Source organism: Thiobacillus sp. (genome assembly GCF_013693775.1).
GTDB lineage: Bacteria > Pseudomonadota > Gammaproteobacteria > Burkholderiales > Thiobacillaceae > Thiobacillus.
Genome location: NZ_CP059257.1, coordinates 2,155,997 through 2,175,637 on the forward strand (window position 1 = coordinate 2,155,997; position 19,641 = coordinate 2,175,637).

A 19,641-nucleotide genomic window follows, 5' to 3' on the forward strand; every position below is an offset into this window, starting at 1 on the left:
GGTTAGAAGCTGGCGAGTTGGGTTTCGGTCGGCTCGGCGCAGCAGTACCAGGGCTCGGAATGATGCGCGATGGTCTCGCCGAATTGTGCGGGATCGAGAGGCGGCGGCGTCTCGGCCAGCGCGGCATGGGTGCGTGTCCAGATTCCGGCGAACACGTCGGCACGCGGCAATCCCTTTTTCTCGGCATCCATCACCCAGGCCATGACCTCGCTTTGCAAGGCATCGACACGCGGGTCGTCCGCCTGCCACGGATAGCCCAGCATGACCTCGTCGAAGGCGCCGACCTGTGCGGCGAAATCGGGCATGTGCAGAAGGTGCGATCCCTGCGGCACCAGCAGGCGGATCGCCAACTGTACCGGCGGCACGGCTTCGACCAGCCGCAGGCGCAGCAAGGTGGCGAGCAACTCGCGATAGCCTGCCAGCGTGGTCCACGGCGTGAACGGCACGAAGGTGGGGGCCAGCGCGATGCCGAGCCTGCGGCAGTGCGCCAGTGCCACTTCGAAATCGGCGCGGGTATGGCCTTTGGCGAGGCGATCAAGAATCGCGTCGTCGACCGATTCGACCGCGGTGACGACGAACAGCAGGCCGCATTGCCTGAGGCGTGGCAGCAGGTCGGCGTGGTTCAGCAGGTGCTCGACCTTGATCGTGGCATCCCAGCTCAAATCGGGGAATTGCGCATGCAAGGCCTCCGCCACTTTCAACGCATGGGTCGGCCCATTGAGAAAATCGGGATCGCCAAAACTGATGTGCTGCGCACCCACTTCGACCTGCTGCGCGATGTCGGCCATCACCGTCTCCACCGGGACGATGCGGAATTTCCCTTCGTACACCGGCACCACCGGACAGTGGCGGCACAGATGTTTGCAACCTCGGCTCGCCTCGGCGAAGCCGGTGANTTNTTGCGTGCCGTCGGCCAAGATCAGTTTGGCATAGCGCTGCAGATCGGGCAGGCCGCGTCGTTCAGGCAGCAGGAACGTGATCTTGTCGCGCCGCACCAGAATGTCGGCCGACGCAATCCCCGTTCGTACCCAGTCCAGCAGATCGGGCTCGGACTCGCCGCCGAAAACCGCGTCCACACCAAGTGTTTTCAGCCATGCGGCGTTGACCGGCGCATACAGGCCGAACGCGGCGATGCGCGCACGCGGAGCGAGCGAGCGGATTTTCGGCAGCGCCGCAGCAGCAATCCGCGTGGCGGTATGCATGCCGAGGTAAATCGCCACATATTCGGCATCCGCAAAAGTGGCAGGGTCGAGTTTTTGCTGCGACAGGTCGACGCAGGCGGCAGCAATGTGTTCGCGCGCGAACCATGCGGCAGGCTGCGCCAGATTGAACGGCTGGCGCCCCAGTTCGTACGGGCTCACCAAAACAACACGCGCCCCGGAAGGCGCGTGTGTGGGTGCCGTACAGGAACTGCCCATGACGGCTACTTGGCCTTGGGGCGCTGCTCGAACATCTTGGCGATGCCAGGGTCGCGCGAGGCGCCGGCGGCTTCCATGCGCTTGAGGTATTCGTCCCACAGCGCGGCCTGGTTGACGCCGAGATCGTAGAGATACTCCCAGGAATAAATCCCAGTGTCGTGGCCGTCGGAGANAAAGAAGTTGATACCGTACAAGCCCACTGGCTCGGCGGCATTGATCAGGACTTCGCGCTTGCCGACCTGCAGCACTTCCTGTCCGGGACCGTGACCGCGCACTTCGGCGGACGGCGAATAGACCCGCAGAAATTCGAACGGCAATTCGAAACGGGCGCCGTCGGTGAAGGCGATTTCCAGCTTGCGCGAAGTCTGATGCAACTTGATGTCGGTCGGGGTGGGATGGGCCATGTTGTAACACTCGAAATTGAACGCCAGCGCGAAGTTTAAACCCGTCGTGCGAAGTTTAAACCCTTGAGGGACAAGGGGCTGAAGCCGATGGGGGATCGGGAAACTGGCGCGCCCGGCGCGATTCCCGCTAGGCGCAACAGAATCCTTCAATGTCAATAAGTTACGGAGGCCGGAGCGCCGCCGTGTGTAGCAGTCGTGCTAAGCACCTACGGCTACCCTTGGGCGCAAGGATACCGCATCCGTCGCACCTTGACGATTCCCCGAAACTGGCCAATAGTCCGTGCCATAAGAGGTTAATTCAAAAAAATAACCTAGGGAGGAGGCAGCACGATGCGCATTTTGGGAGGTATTTTTGCCGGCCTAGTGGCGTTGGCCTTAATGTTGGTGGCGGGGGCTGTATTTGTTGCGCAGCTTTTCGTCGGCTTCAAGGGCATTGCGTTAGGGCTTGGGACTGGCTGGGCATGGGCCGCCGTCGTAGTCGCGCTAATCCTACGCTTCACACTTCCAATAACCATTGGGGCGGTTTACGGAGCTATACATGTGCTGGGCTGGCCCTGGTATTGGGCCGTGCTCTTTGCAGCGCCTGGACTCTTATTCATGGTTCCCGGCTTCGTCGCCTTAGTGGTGTCGTCAGTGGTTTCATTTGTGGGAAGCAAGCGAGGCAACCAAGCGCAGGGGAGCTAAGCGATGCGTGGTATAGCGGTTCTTCTTGTGACCTTGCTGGCCGCGTGCAGTGGCAACGCAGATCAAGCCGTGCCCCGTGACAATCGCACAGCGAGTACGGGACAACAGCAGTTAGTGATTCATTGCCGCGAACCCCTCCCGGAATTCACTTTGGGGAAAGCTCGAACCCGACCGCCGAGCAGCAAGCCGCGCTCTGCTCATGTATCTGGCAGAACCTCGGCCAGTGGGCACAAGCGGCGTCCCGGAAAATAGCAGAGGGTAAAGAGTCGGAAGTTTCAGCGCTCGACATACGGGCCTACCCTGCCCGCTTCGGGAGCACCCTGAAGCAATGCGGCGGGATGAAGCTGTAACAAGACGCCGAGCAGATTTACACCGCAAATTTTCGAGAGGGTATATCGTCTCTCGGCCTCCGCAGTTATCCCCCGTGCCCCCGGTGCGATGCCACCAGCGGCAGCGGATGGGCTTCCCAAAGCTAAGGCCGGCCCGGCCCCTACCGTAGCCCTTCCGCATGGCCACCCCCTGCGCATCAGACCCCAGGCAGCACCGCCAGCAAGGCCCGCGAGCGGCGCCCTTGCACAGGTTTCCGGGACGTGGTACAAAACAGACTAACGACCGTTGCACCGTTGTGTACCCATAGGAGCCCACACCATGAAAGCCACCACGAAGCCCCGCAGCAGCAGCAGCAAGGCCACCAGCAGCACGAAGACCAAGGCAGCCCCACGAAGCGCAACGAGTAACGCCCCGCAGGCGAGAGCACCCCGTAGCGTCAGCAGCGCCCACGATGAGCGGCCCCGCGTGGTTGCCTACCTCCGAGTGTCCACCGCGAAGCAAGGGCAGAGTGGACTAGGCCTAGAGGGACAACAAGCCGCCATTGACGCCTATGCCCAGCAGCAGGGGGCGCGAGTGCTGCACACCTTCATGGAGGTCGAAAGCGGGAAGCTGAACGCCCGGCCCGAGCTAGCCAAGGCGCTGCATATGGCGAAGGTGACAGGGGCCACGCTGGTTATTGCGAAGCTCGATAGGCTGTCCCGGAATGCGGCCTTTCTGCTGGCCCTGCGGGAGAGTGGCGCGCGTGTGGTTGCGGCTGACATGCCCGAGGCGGACACAGCCCTCTTCGGCTTTATGGCGGTGATTGCCCAGCATGAGCGCGAGGCCATATCGAAGCGTACCAAGGTGGCGCTGGGTGCAGCCAAGGCGCGAGGCGTGAAGCTGGGCAACCCGAACGGGGCGGCGGCGCTGCGGAGGGCCGGCAAGGGCAACGCGGCAAGTGTGGGGGTCATCAAGGCGAAGGCTACGGAGCGCGCGGGAGACCTGCGGCCCGTGCTGGATGGCCTACGGAGCGAGGGCATTACCAGCCTCGGCGCTATCGCTGCGGCCTTGAATGAGCGAGGCATGAAGACCCCGAGAGGGGGAAGCTGGCACAAGTCTTCGGTGCGGAACCTGATAGACCGCTGTGAGAGCCACTAGGATTGCTCAGGAGGCATTACCTCGGCGGAGAGACACGAAGGGTGCGGCCGTTTTAGACGCAGCGTAGAGGGGCTGTAGAGGGCTCCTAAGGGCCTCCCTTGAAAGCCGCACCAGCAGAGGCTTTGCGAGTTACCCCAGTAAACCCCTCACTTAGGAACCAGAGGCGCGGGAGGAACCCCTAGAAACCCTGACACTAGGAGAGCCCACAAGTTGCCCCTAGGAAACGCTCAACTTAGGAGACAGGCGAGCTACCCCCATTAAACCCCGCCCTTAGGAGAGCCGGCGCGGCCAGCCCCAAGGAAAATAATTACAAACGGGATTACCCTCCAAACCCCCATTTAGGAGAGCCGGCGCTCTCGGGAGACGATAAGGCGGCGACCGAGGGCGAAGACGTGAACGCTCCCGGCGTCGGCTTCGTCCCGCCAGACCTCCCACAGCTTGCCCCCTTCGGGCTTGTGGCCGGTGCGCTCTAGCCAGAATGACCAGCGGCCGACCTGTACGAACGGCCACGCGAACTCCATAGCGAACCCCTTTAGTTGCAGTGCTAGTGCCATGCTGTTGCTCCCTGTGTCAGTTGATGGAGCCGGCAGGCTAGCGCCCCTCCGCGAGGGGAACAACACAACAGCGGATACCATGCAGCAGCGCATGGGACGATGGCCGGAGAGCCGCGCCAGCAGAGGCTTTGCGGGAGACCCCTCGAAACCCTCACCTTAGGAAAGGGGCGGCACTATCTGAGCGGCCCCGAAACCGGGCGGACCGCTGACCCCATTAAACCCTGTACTTAGGAGAGCCGGCGCGGCCCTTGCGGCCTCCGGTCTACCTGGGCCTCCGAAGCCGCCTGGACCTGTAGCCCCAGAAAACGCTTCCATTAGGTATCAGAACCGCCACCCCGTCTACCTGGGCCTCCGCGACCAGCTCGACCTGTAGCCCCTCGAAACCCCTCACTTAGGTATCAGAAACCTAGCACTGGCGTGGCCTGATGCGCTTTCAGCGTGTGTCCCTGATTCCCTGTTTTTATGCCAGTGAGGCAATCCACTAGCGCCCTCTTCCGGGGCCACTTCCGACCCATCACCCCCGACACCATGAATACGACTAGACCAAAACCACTGAAGCAAGCCCTAAGGGTGAAGACCCTCGGGGCCATGCTGGACCTCGATATCCCCGAGAGGGAATACCTGTTGCTGCCTTGGCTGCGGCAAGGCGATAGCGCCCTGATCTACGCGCCCACCGGGGCCGGCAAGTCCATATTCACCCTTGCGCTGTGTCTCGCTGTGGCAGGCGGCGGGGACTTCCTCGGGTGGCGCTGCGCGAAGCCCCGCAAGGTGTTCTATGTGGACGGCGAGATGCCCGAGGCGGACATCATCGAGCGTGCGCGGATGCTACTGCCGACCATCGAAGGATGCGATGCAGAGGCCGCGAGGGGGAACCTCTGTTTTCTCGCACGGCAGGCGCAGCACATGGACGCGGAGTTCCCCGACCTCGCCACGCCCGAGGGGCAGGCGGACGTGCTGAAGCGGGCTACAGCGGGAGGCTATGAACTGCTGGTGCTGGATAACTTCTCGACGCTGGCCGAATGCGAGGATGAGAACGCAGCGGGAGCCTTTAACGGCATCGTGAAGTTTCTCATGCGGGCCAAGCAGGCGGGCCTCGCGTGCATCCTGATTCACCACAGCAACAAGAACGGGACGGACTATCGGGGCTCCTCGAAACTGGCAACCACGTTCGAGGTGCTCATCGGCCTGAGCAGGTCCACCAAGGCGAGCATCCCGAGGGACGCGCTGGGGTTTGACCTGGCGTGGGCCAAGTATCGGCATAAGCGCGATGCGACCACGCGGGGGCGCTCCGTATGGTTTGGCAAGGATGACACTGCCGGGGCGCTGACGTGGCACTACGAGACCACCGAAGCCGAGGAGCTAGGCGAGCTGGTGGAGCTGGTGAAGACGCTGAACTACGCCAAGCAGGCGGAACTAGCGGAGGCCATCGGCATATCCACCGGGGAGCTAAGCAAGCGCAAGGCCCGCGCCATCGTGCTCAAGCTGATAACTGAAGAGGATTGGACCGGCTGCCTTGCACAAGCCCGAAGCCTCCGCGAAGGAGTCCCCGAGGAGGAAAACACCAGCGCCGAATTCTGACCAGCGGAAGCGCTCCCCGGCGTGCCCCTTGTAGGAGCCTTCGCGGGATGTTTCCGAATCGAGAGGGGCGTTAGCACCTCTCTCCTGTACCGCACTCAGTTTCCATTCTGTTTTATATAGGGTCGGAAACTGGAAACTCCCGCAACCATGCGGCTTTGCGGCGAGTTGAGAGCGCGAAAGTTTCCTGAGTTTCCGGGGCAGTTTCCAGCCCCGCACCCACCACCACACCACCAGAAGCAACCGAGGCAGGCCCCGAGCGGCACGCCACGGCCCCGCTTTATCCATTCACCACGAAAGGCGCACCCATGAACACGAACACCGAGCAGCCACACCAGCCACACACAACAGGCGAAGACGCAGCGACGGCAGCACCCATCGTCCGCTATGCCGATCCCGCCAAGGACCTCCACGGCCTCGCCGAAAGGCTCCGGGAAGCTGACCGCATTGAGCTAACGCTTGCAGTCGGTCCCGACATTCAGGCGACGTTAGAACTGGCCGCGCAGGTCTCCGGGGAGTGCTTCGTAGCGGANGACCCCGAGGATGGCGTTATCGCCTTCTTTGGCGTGACCCCCACCGTATTCCCCGAAATAGGCTCGCCGTGGATGGTCGGCACGGACGCCGTACTGAAGTACCCCAAGGGAATCATGGAGGGCGGCAGGTGGGCCACTGAGCGATGGCTGGAGAAGTACCCCACGCTGGCCAACTACGTCCACGCCGAGAACGAAGCGAGCATTGCGTGGCTTCAGCACCTCGGCTACAGCCTCGGAAAGCTCGTGCATTACTACGGGGTAGCCGGGGCGCCCTTCTATCAGTTCTACAGGCACCGCACGACACACGACAACACTTCCACCGAGGGGCGCATAGCATGTGCGGACCAGCAGCACCCTTCCTCGCAATGGCCGCCCTCTCGATAGGGACCACTTTGTACCAAGCCGACCAGCAGAACAAGCTGGCCGACCGCCAAGAGCAGGTCATTCACAGAAATCAAATCCTGGAGAACGCCCAAGTCTCCCAGCAGTACGACCAGCAGAACCGCGAGGCGATGAATCAGACCTCCCAACGCTATCAGGAGTATCTGGTAGACATGGGCAGGCTTCGTGCTGCGGGGGCCGAGTGGCCTCCTCGGGAACACTAACGAGAAGCTCGCGGATACCACCACCAACAAGGCCTTCGCTGACATGGCCACCATTGAGTCCAACCGGGAGGGTTCCGTGCAGAACACCAACTACCAGGGTCAGGCCGCCTATCAGCGGTCACAGGGCCAACTGGCGAACGTTCAGCGCCCCTCTACCATCGGCACAGGTCTTCAGATAGCTGGCGAGGCAGCGACCGCCTACGGCAGCTACAAGAAGGCAGGCGGATAACCCCGGCTCTCCTCATTACTGACCGCCCCTTATCTCCCCCTAACGCGGCAGGCGTAGGGCGGGTGGCGGTTTATGAAACCGATTCAGAAAGGCAGCACCATGAACACACACACCAAGCAACCCCGTCAGCCCCGCACCACGCACGAAGGCGGCAAGACCATCATCCTTGTCCCGCTAGCTGGGGGCCACGCCTCGGCCAAGCTGTTCCCGGAAGACTTCGAAGCCATCACGGCGGCGGGCTACTCCGACCAATGGCGACTAGACAGCAACGGCCACGGCAGCGCCTATGTACGTGCGCGGCGGAAAGACCCAGCGTCGAAAGCTGCCGCCATAGCCATCGCGCGGCTAATCATGCGGCCCGAGCGCGGCGAGAAAGTTTGCTATCTGGACGGCAACCGGCTGAACCTGCGGCGGGACAATCTGACCCTTGANGCGGGGCGCGAGGCTAGCGAAGGCCGACAAGCGGGGAAGCCGTGGGGAGTCTCTGGAGAAATTCGTAGAGCGCATGTCGCACCGCCCTTGAACCCCTACGGCCCCGACTGAGTTTCCCCCTCGGGGGCGGACTCGGCGGGCTTGTGGAGGTGCGACAAGTCTAGGCCGTCATAGCGGATGCGCCCCATCGCCTCGGCCAGGGTCGGCAGCGGCCACCCGCCGTAGCCGTCCCCTTCGTCGCGCGTGCCGTGGCCCGTGAATTGGTAGCGCAACTCCCTAGCGATTCCAGCGGCGCGCCCTGCTTCCATGAAGCCATGTCGGAACGAGTGGAAGACCTCGCGCTCGTCCGTAATCCCGAGCTTCTTACGGTAGCGCCCGAACCACTGCGAAAAGCTGGCGGTGCGCTTGCGGTCCGGTGCCGAGGAGAGGCGCGGGAATAACCACGAGTGGCCGGCCGCCTTGGTCTCCGCAACGTAGCCGAGGAAGCCGCAGCGGACCAGCTCGGGATGGACGGGCACACGGCGGCGCGAGTTTGGATTCTTCAGGCGTTTACCCTTGGCGGGGTCAGGCTCGAAATCGAAGTACCAGATGCCGGCCTCCTGCTTAACGCTCCCCACTTCCAGTTGCCCCAATTCATCCAGCCGGGCACCCGTCCACAAGCCGAGCAGGGGCAGCCAGTAGGCGGCCTCCCNCGCGCCACCCTGCGGGCGCTTGCCCTTCGTGTAGACCTCGGAATGAAAGAGAGTGCGCAGGCTTTCCAGGTTGAGCGGGACGCGCTTCGCCCGGCCGGGTGCATCCTTGGGCACCTTGAGCCCGTCCGCTGGATTCTTCGGCAGCCTGTCGTTATCGACGGCTACTTGGAACACGGCGCGCAGCATGTTCATGTACTTAAGCACCGTGGCCTTTTGCAGTTTGCCCGAGGCGAGCAGGTCATCCTTTAGCTGCACCAGATGGCGCTTTTCGATGCGGGACGCTGGCATGGCTTCGCCCGCTATCTTGCGGAGGAGCCGCACGGCGCGCTTGGCCTCCTTCACGGTATTGTCTGGGCGGTCCTTCTGGGCCTCCCAATAGGCGAGCAGTGCGTCTAGCGTGTCTTCCCTATGGGGGACGGCAGGGGAGCGGGTAACGGCCTCCGCTGCTGTCGTTGGGGTATCGACCACCTCCCCACAGTGGCGGGCTGCGATGGCATCCCCTGCGCGTCTGCGCTCTCTGGTGAACGCATAGGCGACCTTGCGATAGACCTCCGAGGCGGGCTCAAGCTTGATGCCGTGCAGTTCCAGAAAGGCGTCCATGTCGGGGTCGGGTATCTTCACGTCTCCCCGTGCGTAGCGTTCGCCGTCCCTCTTCGCAAAGCCCTCCGAAGCCTTCCCGTAGAGGTTGAACATGTCATGACCCGGCACCGGCAACATGAGTAGCCCCCGCGCCCTGATGTCTTCATCATCGGCTAGCAGCTTGGTGTAGTAGAGCGAGGCGAGCCGCTCAAGTTCGGCGGTGGCTAGTTCATGGACCGGCGCAGCATTGCGCATGGCCCGCAGGTGGGCGTATTCCTGATCGAACTTCAGGCGGTCGAGACGGGCCAGCGTGGCGGCCTCGGGCTTGCTCTTAGTGCGCAGTGAATAGTAGTGGACCGTCTTCCCGTAGTGCTCGTGAAGGTCCTTCGGGACCCTTGCCCGGAAGTAGTAGACCCCATCCCGGCGAACGAGGTTTGTTTGGTCCTTCACGTCTTTTCCCATGCCGAAAGTTTAGCCGCTGTGTAGCAGCACTGTGTAGCACTTTGGCTTGGGTAACTTACTGACGGGACTGATTAATCTTGTCTATCAGGCCCTTACTGGGTGACTGGCGCGCCCGGCGCGATTCGAACGCACGACCCTGCCTTCGGAGGGCAGTACTCTATCCAGCTGAGCTACGGGCGCTAGGAGCCGCGAAGCATAGCCTTTTGCCACGTTGCGTCTATCCGCCGGGCGCAACGCCCTTTCCTGTCGGGGTGGCTTTCCTTATAATCGCCGCTTTCGATGCCACCCCCAAGGAACCTTTCATGGCCGATTCGCACGCCAAGATGACTCAAGCCACCCCGCAGGAGATCATCATTTCCGTTCTTGCCGGATTGTTCGCGCCCCTGCTGGCGATTTTCCTGATCGTCATGCTGGTGCTCAGCATTCAGGACAAACATCTGCCCGACACCACCAGCGAAGCCGCCCAGAAAGCAACGCTCGACCGCATCAAGCCTTTCGCCCATCTGGTCGCGCTCGACGCCAATGCGCCCAAGGTCGAGAAGTCCGGCCAGGAAGTCTTCGAGGCCGTGTGTACCACGTGCCACACGCCCGGCGCACTGGGCGCGCCCAAGTTCGGCAACAAGGGCGACTGGGGGCCGCGTATCAGCCAGGGCTATGAGACCTTGATCAAGCATGCCCTCGAAGGCATTCGCCAGATGCCGCCGCGTGGTGGCGACGGCGACTTGTCCGATACCGAAGTGGCTCGCGCAGTGGCCTACATGGCCGATGCGGCCGGCGCCAAATTCAAGGCACCGGAAGCGGCGGCACCGGCTGCGCCCGCGGCTGCCGCGGCGTCGGCCGCCAAACCCGACCCGTCCAAGGGCAAGGCCGTCTACGAGGCCAATTGCGCCGTCTGCCATGCCACCGGCGTGGCCGGCGCNCCCAAGATGGGTGACAAGGCGGCCTGGGGACCGCGCGTAAGCCAGGGTTATGCGACGCTCTACAGCCATGCGCTGAATGGCATTCGCGGCATGCCGGCCAAAGGCGGCAACGCCGGCTTGTCGGAAGCCGATCTCGCCAACGCGGTCGGCTTCCTCATGACCCAGGGAGGCGGCAAGCTGTAAACCGGAATTGCGCGAACGGGCGTCGCCCAAACGCGCATTGGGAGACGAGGAGCCCGCGGCCATGAAATACGTCACGTTGCTGACCATGCTGGCTCCCTTGTCGCTCGCAGCCTGCGATCAATCCGCCATGCCCCCGGCGGGAATGGGCATGGCGCCCACCCCGATGCAGACCGGGCCCCACGCCATGCGCGCGCCTGAATTGCCCACCGATTCCGCACAACCCGCTCCGACCGCCGTCCCCAGCAGCGACAGCTCTCCTGCCATCCAGTCCGACCTCGCTCATGGCCTGCAGGTCTATCGCCAGACCTGCGCCTTCTGCCATGACAAAGGCATCGCGGGCGCACCGATCATCGGTGAAGCCAGCGACTGGCGTCCTCGCCTGGCCCAGGGCATGACCGCCCTCTACGCTTCGGCCCTGCAGGGCAGGAACGCCATGCCGGCCAAGGGTGGCAATCCGTCGCTGGCGGATGCCGACGTCCGGGCGGCGGTCGATTATCTCGCCGGGCAGGTACGGTAATGGCCCATCTGCCACGCGTCTGCCCCCAGTGCGGAAGCGACAAGATTCGCAGCGGCTCGCTGCATGCCCATGACGGGATCCGTCACCTGCTGCTGCACACCCCGCTGCGCTGCCGCGACTGCCGCCATCGCTTCTGGACGTTCACTCCCCTGAAGCCGGTGCTGTTGCTGACAACCCTCGGTGCACTGGTTGGTGTCACAGCCTGGTTTGCCATCGACCCGAGCGACACCATGACTGCCGCACAGGAACCCATCAGCGTGCCCCACGCCCGGGCCGAGAAAGGCGATGCCGAGGCCCAGCTGCAATTGGCCATGCGCTATGCCGAGGGCGATGGCGTGATCCAGAACGACAAGGAAGCGGCCCACTGGTTTGCCCTGGCCGCCCAGCAAGGCCTGCCCGAAGCGCAGTATCGTTACGGCCTCGCCTTGCTGAAGGGGCGCGGGGTCGTGCAGGATTACCGCGCAGCCTTCAGTTGGATCGAAAAACCCGCGAAAAGCGGCTACGCCAAGGCGCAGTACAGCCTGGGCGAACTCTACCGCTATGGAACCGGCACGGCGATCGACAAGGCACGTGCCTATCTCTGGTTCAACCTCGCCGCGGCACAAGGGATCGAGGCCGCCGCCAAGGCGCGCGACAGCCTGGTATGGCAGTTGAAACCCGAACAGATCACCGCAATGCAGGAAGAGGCCCGGCGCATGAGCCCGACGCCCTCGTCACCCCGCCCGGCGCAAGCGCCCGCAGCGGCACCGGCCCCCGCCACGCCCTGAACGAGGGCGCGCCCGACTTGACTTCCGTTTTACGGATGGGCGTGCTCGCCGTCCTGGTCCGCGGCCACATCCAGCGGCCACAATCGATGGGCGTCCAGCTTCAATCGGGCATCTGCCGCCAACGCAGCGAACTGCGCCTGCTGGGCGTTCAACTGGCCTTCCAGCGCCAGCCGGCGGTTGAGTAGCACCTGATCCAGACTGCCTTCGCCCAGGCTATAGGCACGCGCCGCCAGCCGCGCCGCCTCCGCCAGCGACTGGGCGGCATGGTCGGCCTGCTGCCAGTTTGCCACCTGGGCCGCCGCCGCCTCGAAATCCGCGCGCGCCTCCTGACGCAAGCGTTGCTCCAGACGGATGGCCGCCTCTTCCGCGATGGTGCTGAGCTGCTCGGCGGCCTGCTGGTCGGTACGCCGCGCGCTGCCCGGCAACGTCAGCCCGACGCTTACGCCCAACTGGTGCTCGCTGCCGCCCAATTCATTCTTGTAGAACACACCGACCGTGGGGTCGATGCTGCGGCGGCTGGCCAGTTGCCGGGCCTCGGCCCGCAACACCTCGGCCTGGCGCCGCGCGCGGAACAGTTCGTGGTTGTGTGCCAGCACGGCGCTGACATAGTCCTCAGCCGACCCGGCTGGCTCGACTGGCGCCGGCAACGTGTCGTCCGCCGTCACCGGCAGGCCCGGTATTGCGCCATGAGTCGGCTGCGCGCCCGTTGCTCGCGCGTGGCCGCCTGTTGCTGCTGCAGGCGCGCCTGCGCCAGCGCCGCTTCCGCGTTGACGCGTTCGGAACGCGGCGCCTCGCCCAGGCGAATGCGGGCATCCACGGTGGCGAGCTGCTGTTCGGCCAGACTCACCTGCGCCAGCCACAACCGGGTCTGGCCGGCTTCGTTCAGCCAGTCGAACCAGAGCGCAAGCAGTTGCCGTCCGCTTTCGTGCATCGCTTCGCCGTAACTTGCTTCGGCATGGGCGGTCAGCGCGCCGGCAAGCACGCGGTCGGCCGCAGCGCGCCGGGCAGACGCAGCGGGCGCGACAACGCCACGCCCCACTCCGCGAAACGATCCTGCGGCGTATCGATCCGGCGTTGCAGGGCATCCGCGCCCAGCACCCACTCTTCGCGACCGCGGCGCAGGCTCTCGCTCCGCAGCGATTGCGCGGCAAATTCGCCGCGTGCCTGCGCCACCATGGGCGAGGCCCGTAAGGCCGCTTCGGCGGCGACCGGGTCGGGCAGATAATCGGCGTAGGCCACCCTGGGGAAAATCGGCGTGGCGAACGCCAGTGCCAGCGCGAGACTCAATGTGTGTACGGCCCTCATGCGTGCGCTCCTTTCAATATGAATTGGCGGTACAACAGCGGCAGCATCACCAGCGTCAGCAGAGTGGCGCTGACCAGGCCGCCGATGACGACGATGGCGAGCGGGCGCTGGATTTCGGAACCGGGCCCGGTCGCGAACAGCAGCGGCACCAGGCCGAATGCGGCGATACTGGCGGTCATCAGCACCGGACGCAGGCGCCGCAACGCGCCATCACGTACCACGGCGTCGCCCTGCAATCCCTGCGCACGCAACTGGTTGAAATGGCTGACCAGCACCACGCCGTTCAGCACCGCGATGCCCAGCAATGCAATGAAGCCGACCGAGGCGGGCACCGACAGGTACTCGCCTGACGCCGCCAGGGCGAAGATGCCGCCGATCAGCGCCAGCGGCACGTTCATCATCACCAGCAGCGCCTGGCGCGCATCGCCGAACGTGACATACAGCAGGAAGCCGATCAGCAAGAGCGCCACCGGTACCACGATCATCAGGCGTTTCGCGGCACGCTGCTGGTTTTCGAACTGGCCGCCCCAGGTGATGCTGTAGCCGGGCGGCAGCTTGACCTGCGCGGCCACGGCCGCTTTCGCGTCCTCGACGAAGCTGACCAGATCGCGGCCGGCAACGTTGCTCTGCACCACGGTGAAACGGGCTGCGTTTTCACGCTTCACCGCCACCGGCCCGTTGGTGCGCTTCAGGTGCGCCACCTGGTCGAGGCTGATCTCGCGGCCATCCGGCAGGGTCAGGCGCAGCGCCTGCAGGGCATCGGGCGACGCGCGCAAATCGGCGGGGCCGCGCAGTTGCAGCGGGATGCGCCGCCCCTGCTGCTGGATCGTGCCGATGACTTCGCCCTCGAGTTGGGTACGCAACAGCATGGCGATGTCGTCGGCACTGAGGCCGAAACGGGCAGCCGCATTCCGGTCGACCTCCGCCTGCAGGTACTGCACGCCCGCATTCTGCTGGGTATAGACGTCGGACGCGCCAGGGACTTTCCCGACCACGTTGAATATCTCGCCGGTCAGCCGGTTGAGCGTGGCGAGGTCAGGGCCGAAAATCTTGATCGCGGCGTCGCCGCGCGAGCCGGTAAGCATTTCCGACACCCGCATGTCGATTGGCTGGGTAAAGGTGTAGGCGATGCCGGGAAAGCCTTCGACCACGGTTCGGATCTCCCCGATCAACCATTCCTTGTCCGGACGACGCCACTCGGCCATCGGCTTCAGCACCAGGAAGGAGTCAGTGTCGTTGAGCCCCATCGGATCGAGCCCGAGTTCGTCGGCACCGGCGCGCGCAACGATGCGGCGGATTTCCGGAATGTTCTTCAACAGCGCCTGCTGCACCCGCAGATCCTGCGCGACAGCCTCTTCCAGGCTGATCGAGGGCAGTTTTTCCAGCTGCACCAGGATGTCGCCCTCGTCCATGGTCGGCATGAAGGTCTTGCCGATCAGCGGATAGACGCCGACCGCCGCCAACATCAGCACGCCTGCGGTGGCATAGACGATCTTCGGCCGCGCCAGCGCGCGATCGAGCAGTGGCGTATAGAGGCCCTGCGCCTTGCGCAGCAACCACGGATCGGTGTGTGTGCCCTGCTTCAGCAATATCGAGGCCAGCACCGGGATCACGCTGAGCGCCAGCAGCAGTGACGCCGCCAGGGCGAACACGATGGTCAGCGCGACCGGCGCGAACAGCTTGCCTTCCAGGCCTTGCAACGTCAGCAGCGGCAGGAACACGATGGCAATGATGGCGATGCCCGAGGTCACCGGGCGGGCAACCTCCTGGGTCGCCCACAACACACGCTGCAGCGGCGTTTCGCTGGTGTCTTCCGGATCGTGCGCCAGATGCGCGACGACGTTCTCGACCACCACCACCGCCGCATCGACCAAGAGGCCGATCGCGATGGCCAGTCCGCCCAGGCTCATCAGGTTGGCCGACAGCCCGAACTGACGCATCAGCACAAACGTCGCCAGCACGGACAACGGCAGGATCAAGGCCACCACAATGGCCGCGCGCAGATTGCCGAGAAACAGCAGCAGCAGGATGACCACCAGCACCGCCGCTTCGAGCAGCGCCTTGCTGACGGTGCCGACGGCGCGGTCGACCAGTTGCGCGCGATCATAGAACGGCGAAATCGTCACGCCCTTGGGCAGAGTGGCCTGGATCTCCGCGAGCTTGGCCTTGACGTTCTTGATGAGTTCGCCCGCATTGACGCCCTTCAGGCCGATGACCAAGCCTTCCACGGCCTCGCCCTTGCCGTTTTGCGTCACGGCGCCGTAGCGCGTCATCTCGCCCAGTTCCACACGCGCGACATCGCCGACGGTGATGACCACGCCATCGACGGTCTTGATGCCGACGTGCCGCAGATCCTCCAGCGAGCCGATGCCGCCGTTGACACGCACCACCCAGGTTTCCTCGCCTTCGTTGACGCGCCCGGCGCCGTCGTTGCGGGTATTGCTTTCCAGCGCCCTGCGCAATTCGTCATAGGTGATGCCGCGCGCGGCCAACGCCGCCGGGTCAGGGCTCACCGCGAAGGTGGCGACGCGACCACCGAGCGAGTTGACGTCGGCCACGCCGGGAATCGCCCGCAACTGCGGACGCACCGTCCAGTCGAGCAGGGTGCGCTTCTCCATCAGCGACAGCGGCCCTTCGAGGGTGAACATGAAGAGTTCCGACAGCGGCGTGGAAATCGGCGCCAAGCCGCCCGATACGTTGGCGGGCAGATCGCCCTTCACGTTGGCGAAGCGCTCCGCCACCTGCTGTCGCGCCCAGTAGATGTCCGTGCCTTCGGCAAAATCAACGGTAATGTCGACCAGTGCGTTTTTCGACTGGCTGCGCAGAATGGTCTGCTTCGGAATGCCCAGCAGTTCGGTTTCGACCGGTTGGGCGATGCGCGACTCCACTTCTTCCGGCGTCATGCCCGGCGCTTTCAGGATCAGCTTGACCTGGGTGGTCGAAACATCAGGGAAGGCGTCGATGGGAATCTGCTGGAATGCGCGCACGCCCAGCCCAGCCAGCACCAGTGCCAATGCGAGCACGAACCAGCGTCGCGCGAGCGCGGTTTCGATCAGGCTATTCATCATGGATTACTCTCCCAGCCACTGCGCCTTGAGCGCCGCCACACCCTTGGCGGCGACGCGGCTGCCGCCAGCCAGGCCGGTCACTTCGGCCTGACTGGCATTCTGGCGAATCAGCTGCACCGGCGTCGGCACGAAACCCTGCGCGGTTTCGACAAACACGTAGGGCCGGCTGGCCTGCCACACCAGCGCCGCGGCCGGCACAATCAAGGTCTGGGCCGGCTGCGTACCCTGCGAAGCCGACGTCCCGGCCAGGGCAACCTGAACCGACTGGCCGGGACGCAGTAGCTTGTCGGGATCGACGAGACTGGCACGTGCCAGCACGCTTTGCGACGCATTGAGTTGCGGCAGCAACGCAGTGACGCGCCCGCTGGCCTTGCTGTCCGCCACCGTCACGGATTGCCCGATCGCCACCTGGCGCGCCTGGATCGTCGACAACGGAATCTCCAGGGTCAGATTCGACAGATCCGCCACTTTCACCAGCGCCATGCCGGCATCCACGCGCTGGCCCGGTTCGGCGACACTCTCCGTTACCACGCCGGCGATCGGCGCGGTCAACGTGATCGAACTGCCCGTCACCTTGCCTGCACCCATCATGGACAATGCGGTCTGTGCCGCAACCAGACTGGCGTGAGCAGACTGGGCTTCGGAGCGGGTGGCGCGCAGGCGCGACTCCGCGATCAAACCCTCGCTGAACAGTTTTTCGTCGCGCGCGGCATTGCTGGCCGCCAGCTGCGATCTTAGCCGGGCCTGCGTCAGGGCATTCTGCGCTTCGGCCAGGCCGGTCATCGACAGGGTGACGAGCGGGGCGCCGCGCTTGACCGTGTCGCCCGCCTGTACATGCAGCTGGGTGACCAGCCCGGCGCCGGCCGCCGCGGCCACGCGCACGCTGGCAGGCGGCAGGGTCACCCGCGCCGTATAGGCAAGCGCGGGACTGGTGTCCTGCGTGGTCGCAACGACGGTGACGATGCCAAGATTCTTCTTCTGCGCTGCGGACAAGGGCAGGACGTCGGCGGCGAAAGCCGGGGCGGCGCCGAGCAGCGCCAATACGAGAATACGAGTAGAAACATAACCAGCGATCATGCTTGATCTCCATGAGCAAGAAATTCGGGCCGGCACACAGGCAGGTGCGCCGAGTGGAACGATCAGCAGCGCGGCGGCGCCAGCGCGTGCGGCAGGGTGTGATCGGGAAAGTTGGCCTGCAACGGGATGACACCCAGCCAGGCAGGGCTCAGTCTGACGGCTGTCGCCACCGACGGCAGAAGCGCCGGTACGGGATAGGACGCATCGGCATCCGCCGCAAACAGCACGGCCTGCCGCAACGATGGCATGCCCTGCGCCACTTCGATCTCCGCACCTTGCTCCCTGTTTTCAGCCAGGTGCCAGGCCACGTCGCCGGCTGTGCCCGCATGCCCATACAGCCCACTTGCATGGCTCGCTTGTGTCGATCCCGCATGGGCATGGACGAACGGCGTCATCGCCTGCAAGGCAATGACCAACCAGAGCATCAACAGGCGGAGAAATCGGTTCGGCACGGGTCGAAGTGGAATGCGTCGCAAAAGTTAAGTTATAGGATGGGCGTCGGCACTGATACCTCCACCAGGCTCGAGGCGCATCCTGCCGGTGAATTCTTAAGACCGCCTTAAGTGGCTGTCCGTCGCGCCCGGCAGGGCGGTCGTCCCATTTCGGACGACCGCTTTCAGCGCATCTGAAATATTTCCTGGTGAAAATCATCCGGCGCCAGGCCATGGGAGACGAAATCGTTCCGTATGGTCTGGCCAAATCCTGGCGGACCGCAGAACCAGATGCTCGCCGACTGCCATTGCGGCACGGCTGCGCGAATGCGGTCGGCATCAAGCCGTCCATCTTTCCCGCTGACCAGCACATGCAGGCGTACACGGGCTGCCTGGGCATCGGCCGTGAGCTTGTCGATGGCGGCCTGTTCGAAATCCGCCGTCGGATGGAACAGGTCGATCTCCTGTTCGCCGGGCGTGCGTGCCAGCTGCTTCATGCGGGCGATGAAGGGGGTGATGCCGATGCCGGCGCCAATCCAGATCTGGCGCGAGCGCCCGTCGCGGAAATCGAAGCAGCCATAAGGTCCTTCCACCGTGACGGGCGCCCCGACCTTCAAGCAATCGTGCAGCTTGCTGGTATGGTCGCCAAGCGCCTTGGTAATGAAGACGATGCGGCGGTCATCGGCATCCCAGGCCGATGCAATCGTATACGGATGGGCGCCTTCGCTTTTTCTGGACGTGACAAAGGCAAACTGTCCGGCATTGTGGCCCGGCCAGCCGCTTTCCAGGCGAATGGCCGTTTCGAGTACGCGCAATTCCGGATAATAGATGAGCGATTCGATCGTGCCCTGCACTCTGCGGCTGGCGCCGACACGGCGCAACAGGACGAGCAGCGCCGCCACGGTGCCGCCCAGCATCGACAGGGCCATGACCCACCCGACTGGCTGCGACCAGTAGGCAAACTTGAGCAGCACGATGGAGTGATAAACCAGTATCAGATACACCACCGCCAGCCATTTATGCGTCTTGGTGAACAGGTGGTNAGGAAAGCGCCTGACCAGCGCCAGGACGATCAGCACCACCGTGGCATAAAACGCCCACTCGCCCAGCGATTCAGCCAGCCCGCGCTGGCTGCGCAGCCAGCTCTCGGCCGGCCCCAGCATCGGACCGGCAGCCGACTTGCGCGCAGGCCTGCTCAGCCACCCCCAGCCCACCATCCACTTGGTTCCCTGCGCCCACCACCAGTGAATGCAGGAAAACACCAGCCCGGTGATCCCCAGCCATTTATGCAGGCGATACATCTTGTCGAGCCCACCCAGCGGAGGTTCCAGCCATGTCGGCCGCGTGGCCAGCAGCATGGCGACGCTCATGACCCCTATGCCGATGACGCCGGTGTATTGCATCAGCACGGTGCGAAGCGAGAAATAGGTGAATGGGTCGGGTACCCACGTGTCGGCCAGCAGCCACAGCGCCGTCAGCACGAGTAGCAGCAGCCAAAACCNCAGCTTGATGTTCTTCATGCCCAAACCCGATCCGGTTGATTGCCAATGGCTCCGTGCAATGACTCGAAGCACGCATGTGGACATGCATGTATTTTTCGACCCACCGTCAGAATAGCCTTTGTGCGCGTGTTTGGAGAAAGTGAACCCATGCGGCGGCCCGGATTGCCGAATAAATGTTTCTCTTAAGGTGTCCCTAAGCTGACGCGCATACAGTCTGCTGCATTCCCCTCTGAGGAG

The 19,641-nt window shown here is 64.0% G+C and carries 19 protein-coding genes and 1 tRNA gene; 8 read left to right on the forward strand and 12 right to left on the reverse strand.

Going from position 1 to position 19,641, the window contains the following annotated elements; translation table 11 throughout:
* Positions 1 to 2: 2 nt before the first annotated feature.
* Together HZY77_RS10630 and HZY77_RS10635 are read right to left on the reverse strand one after the other, a co-directional pair.
* On the reverse strand, positions 3 to 1,418 hold the full coding sequence (locus tag HZY77_RS10630) for a CUAEP/CCAEP-tail radical SAM (seleno)protein (RefSeq protein WP_363153602.1): 1,416 nt from the start codon (positions 1,416 to 1,418) through the stop codon (positions 3 to 5).
* 5 nt (positions 1,419 to 1,423) lie between these two features.
* Positions 1,424 to 1,822: a DUF971 domain-containing protein gene (locus HZY77_RS10635; RefSeq protein WP_296814470.1), complete on the reverse strand. Its 399-nt coding sequence runs from the start codon at positions 1,820 to 1,822 to the stop codon at positions 1,424 to 1,426.
* 330 nt (positions 1,823 to 2,152) lie between these two features.
* Here HZY77_RS10635 and HZY77_RS10640 point away from each other — a divergent pair, with 330 nt between their 5' ends.
* Complete coding sequence (locus tag HZY77_RS10640) at positions 2,153 to 2,506, forward strand: hypothetical protein (RefSeq protein WP_296814472.1); 354 nt, start codon at positions 2,153 to 2,155, stop codon at positions 2,504 to 2,506.
* A gap of 813 nt (positions 2,507 to 3,319) precedes the next feature.
* The gene (locus HZY77_RS10645) at positions 3,320 to 3,973 is read left to right on the forward strand and encodes a recombinase family protein (RefSeq protein ID WP_296820891.1); all 654 of its coding nucleotides are present in this window, start codon (positions 3,320 to 3,322) and stop codon (positions 3,971 to 3,973) included.
* 338 nt (positions 3,974 to 4,311) lie between these two features.
* On the opposite strand, the gene HZY77_RS10650 is transcribed toward HZY77_RS10645, so the two are convergent.
* The gene (locus HZY77_RS10650) at positions 4,312 to 4,527 is read right to left on the reverse strand and encodes a hypothetical protein (protein WP_296814475.1); all 216 of its coding nucleotides are present in this window, start codon (positions 4,525 to 4,527) and stop codon (positions 4,312 to 4,314) included.
* Positions 4,528 to 5,115: 588 nt separating this feature from the next.
* On the opposite strand from HZY77_RS10650, the gene HZY77_RS10655 reads away from it, so the two are divergent.
* From HZY77_RS10655 to HZY77_RS10665, 3 genes are all read left to right on the forward strand, one after another.
* On the forward strand, positions 5,116 to 6,105 hold the full coding sequence (locus tag HZY77_RS10655; protein WP_296814478.1) for an AAA family ATPase: 990 nt from the start codon (positions 5,116 to 5,118) through the stop codon (positions 6,103 to 6,105).
* A gap of 895 nt (positions 6,106 to 7,000) precedes the next feature.
* Positions 7,001 to 7,240: a hypothetical protein gene (locus tag HZY77_RS10660; RefSeq protein ID WP_296814481.1), complete on the forward strand. Its 240-nt coding sequence runs from the start codon at positions 7,001 to 7,003 to the stop codon at positions 7,238 to 7,240.
* Positions 7,241 to 7,283: 43 nt separating this feature from the next.
* Positions 7,284 to 7,469, forward strand: coding sequence for a hypothetical protein (locus tag HZY77_RS10665; protein WP_296814484.1), 186 nt, complete (start codon positions 7,284 to 7,286; stop codon positions 7,467 to 7,469).
* A 527-nt stretch (positions 7,470 to 7,996) separates the two neighbouring features.
* On the opposite strand, the gene HZY77_RS10670 is transcribed toward HZY77_RS10665, so the two are convergent.
* Together HZY77_RS10670 and HZY77_RS10675 are read right to left on the reverse strand one after the other, a co-directional pair.
* Positions 7,997 to 9,634 (reverse strand): site-specific integrase, encoded by a 1,638-nt coding sequence (locus HZY77_RS10670; protein ID WP_296814487.1) that lies wholly within the window; start codon positions 9,632 to 9,634, stop codon positions 7,997 to 7,999.
* 104 nt (positions 9,635 to 9,738) lie between these two features.
* A tRNA-Arg gene (locus HZY77_RS10675) sits at positions 9,739 to 9,814 on the reverse strand.
* 122 nt (positions 9,815 to 9,936) lie between these two features.
* Here HZY77_RS10675 and HZY77_RS10680 point away from each other — a divergent pair.
* The 3 genes from HZY77_RS10680 (at position 9,937) to HZY77_RS10690 (ending at position 12,021) form a co-directional block, all read left to right on the forward strand.
* A complete protein-coding gene (locus HZY77_RS10680; protein WP_296635073.1) occupies positions 9,937 to 10,737 on the forward strand; it encodes a c-type cytochrome in 801 nt (266 codons plus the stop codon).
* A 61-nt stretch (positions 10,738 to 10,798) separates the two neighbouring features.
* On the forward strand, positions 10,799 to 11,254 hold the full coding sequence (locus tag HZY77_RS10685) for a c-type cytochrome (RefSeq protein ID WP_296814490.1): 456 nt from the start codon (positions 10,799 to 10,801) through the stop codon (positions 11,252 to 11,254).
* Positions 11,254 to 12,021, forward strand: coding sequence for a tetratricopeptide repeat protein (locus HZY77_RS10690; RefSeq protein WP_296814493.1), 768 nt, complete (start codon positions 11,254 to 11,256; stop codon positions 12,019 to 12,021). The genes HZY77_RS10685 and HZY77_RS10690 overlap by 1 nt, the downstream gene beginning before the upstream one ends.
* A gap of 29 nt (positions 12,022 to 12,050) precedes the next feature.
* Here HZY77_RS10690 and HZY77_RS10695 read toward each other — a convergent pair whose 3' ends face one another.
* From HZY77_RS10695 to HZY77_RS10725, 7 genes are all read right to left on the reverse strand, one after another.
* Entirely contained in the window at positions 12,051 to 12,686 is a 636-nt protein-coding gene (locus tag HZY77_RS10695) for a TolC family protein (RefSeq protein ID WP_296814496.1), read from the reverse strand.
* The gene (locus tag HZY77_RS10700) at positions 12,683 to 13,003 is read right to left on the reverse strand and encodes a TolC family protein (RefSeq protein WP_296814499.1); all 321 of its coding nucleotides are present in this window, start codon (positions 13,001 to 13,003) and stop codon (positions 12,683 to 12,685) included. The genes HZY77_RS10695 and HZY77_RS10700 overlap by 4 nt, the downstream gene beginning before the upstream one ends.
* Positions 12,985 to 13,326, reverse strand: a complete 342-nt coding sequence (locus HZY77_RS10705; RefSeq protein ID WP_296814501.1) for a hypothetical protein — start codon at positions 13,324 to 13,326, stop codon at positions 12,985 to 12,987. The genes HZY77_RS10700 and HZY77_RS10705 overlap by 19 nt, the downstream gene beginning before the upstream one ends.
* Positions 13,323 to 16,394: a CusA/CzcA family heavy metal efflux RND transporter gene (locus HZY77_RS10710; RefSeq protein ID WP_296814503.1), complete on the reverse strand. Its 3,072-nt coding sequence runs from the start codon at positions 16,392 to 16,394 to the stop codon at positions 13,323 to 13,325. The genes HZY77_RS10705 and HZY77_RS10710 overlap by 4 nt, the downstream gene beginning before the upstream one ends.
* Positions 16,395 to 16,397: 3 nt before the next feature.
* Entirely contained in the window at positions 16,398 to 17,471 is a 1,074-nt protein-coding gene (locus HZY77_RS10715) for an efflux RND transporter periplasmic adaptor subunit (RefSeq protein WP_296814508.1), read from the reverse strand.
* Positions 17,472 to 17,533: 62 nt separating this feature from the next.
* Positions 17,534 to 17,896 (reverse strand): hypothetical protein, encoded by a 363-nt coding sequence (locus HZY77_RS10720; protein ID WP_296814511.1) that lies wholly within the window; start codon positions 17,894 to 17,896, stop codon positions 17,534 to 17,536.
* Positions 17,897 to 18,087: 191 nt separating this feature from the next.
* Entirely contained in the window at positions 18,088 to 19,422 is a 1,335-nt protein-coding gene (locus HZY77_RS10725) for a ferric reductase-like transmembrane domain-containing protein (protein ID WP_296814513.1), read from the reverse strand.
* Positions 19,423 to 19,641: the final 219 nt, after the last annotated feature.

Coding starts and splice junctions, on each gene's coding strand:
- HZY77_RS10655 (WP_296814478.1), top strand. CDS start 5,116: ATGCTGGACCTCGATATCCCCGAGAGGGAATACCTGTTGCTGCCTTGG.
- HZY77_RS10685 (WP_296814490.1), top strand. CDS start 10,799: ATGAAATACGTCACGTTGCTGACCATGCTGGCTCCCTTGTCGCTCGCA.
- HZY77_RS10715 (WP_296814508.1), bottom strand. CDS start 17,471: ATGATCGCTGGTTATGTTTCTACTCGTATTCTCGTATTGGCGCTGCTC.
- HZY77_RS10665 (WP_296814484.1), top strand. CDS start 7,284: ATGGCCACCATTGAGTCCAACCGGGAGGGTTCCGTGCAGAACACCAAC.
- HZY77_RS10660 (WP_296814481.1), top strand. CDS start 7,001: ATGGCCGCCCTCTCGATAGGGACCACTTTGTACCAAGCCGACCAGCAG.
- HZY77_RS10720 (WP_296814511.1), bottom strand. CDS start 17,896: ATGCTCTGGTTGGTCATTGCCTTGCAGGCGATGACGCCGTTCGTCCAT.
- HZY77_RS10650 (WP_296814475.1), bottom strand. CDS start 4,527: ATGGCACTAGCACTGCAACTAAAGGGGTTCGCTATGGAGTTCGCGTGG.
- HZY77_RS10640 (WP_296814472.1), top strand. CDS start 2,153: ATGCGCATTTTGGGAGGTATTTTTGCCGGCCTAGTGGCGTTGGCCTTA.
- HZY77_RS10705 (WP_296814501.1), bottom strand. CDS start 13,326: ATGAGGGCCGTACACACATTGAGTCTCGCGCTGGCACTGGCGTTCGCC.
- HZY77_RS10710 (WP_296814503.1), bottom strand. CDS start 16,394: ATGATGAATAGCCTGATCGAAACCGCGCTCGCGCGACGCTGGTTCGTG.
- HZY77_RS10690 (WP_296814493.1), top strand. CDS start 11,254: ATGGCCCATCTGCCACGCGTCTGCCCCCAGTGCGGAAGCGACAAGATT.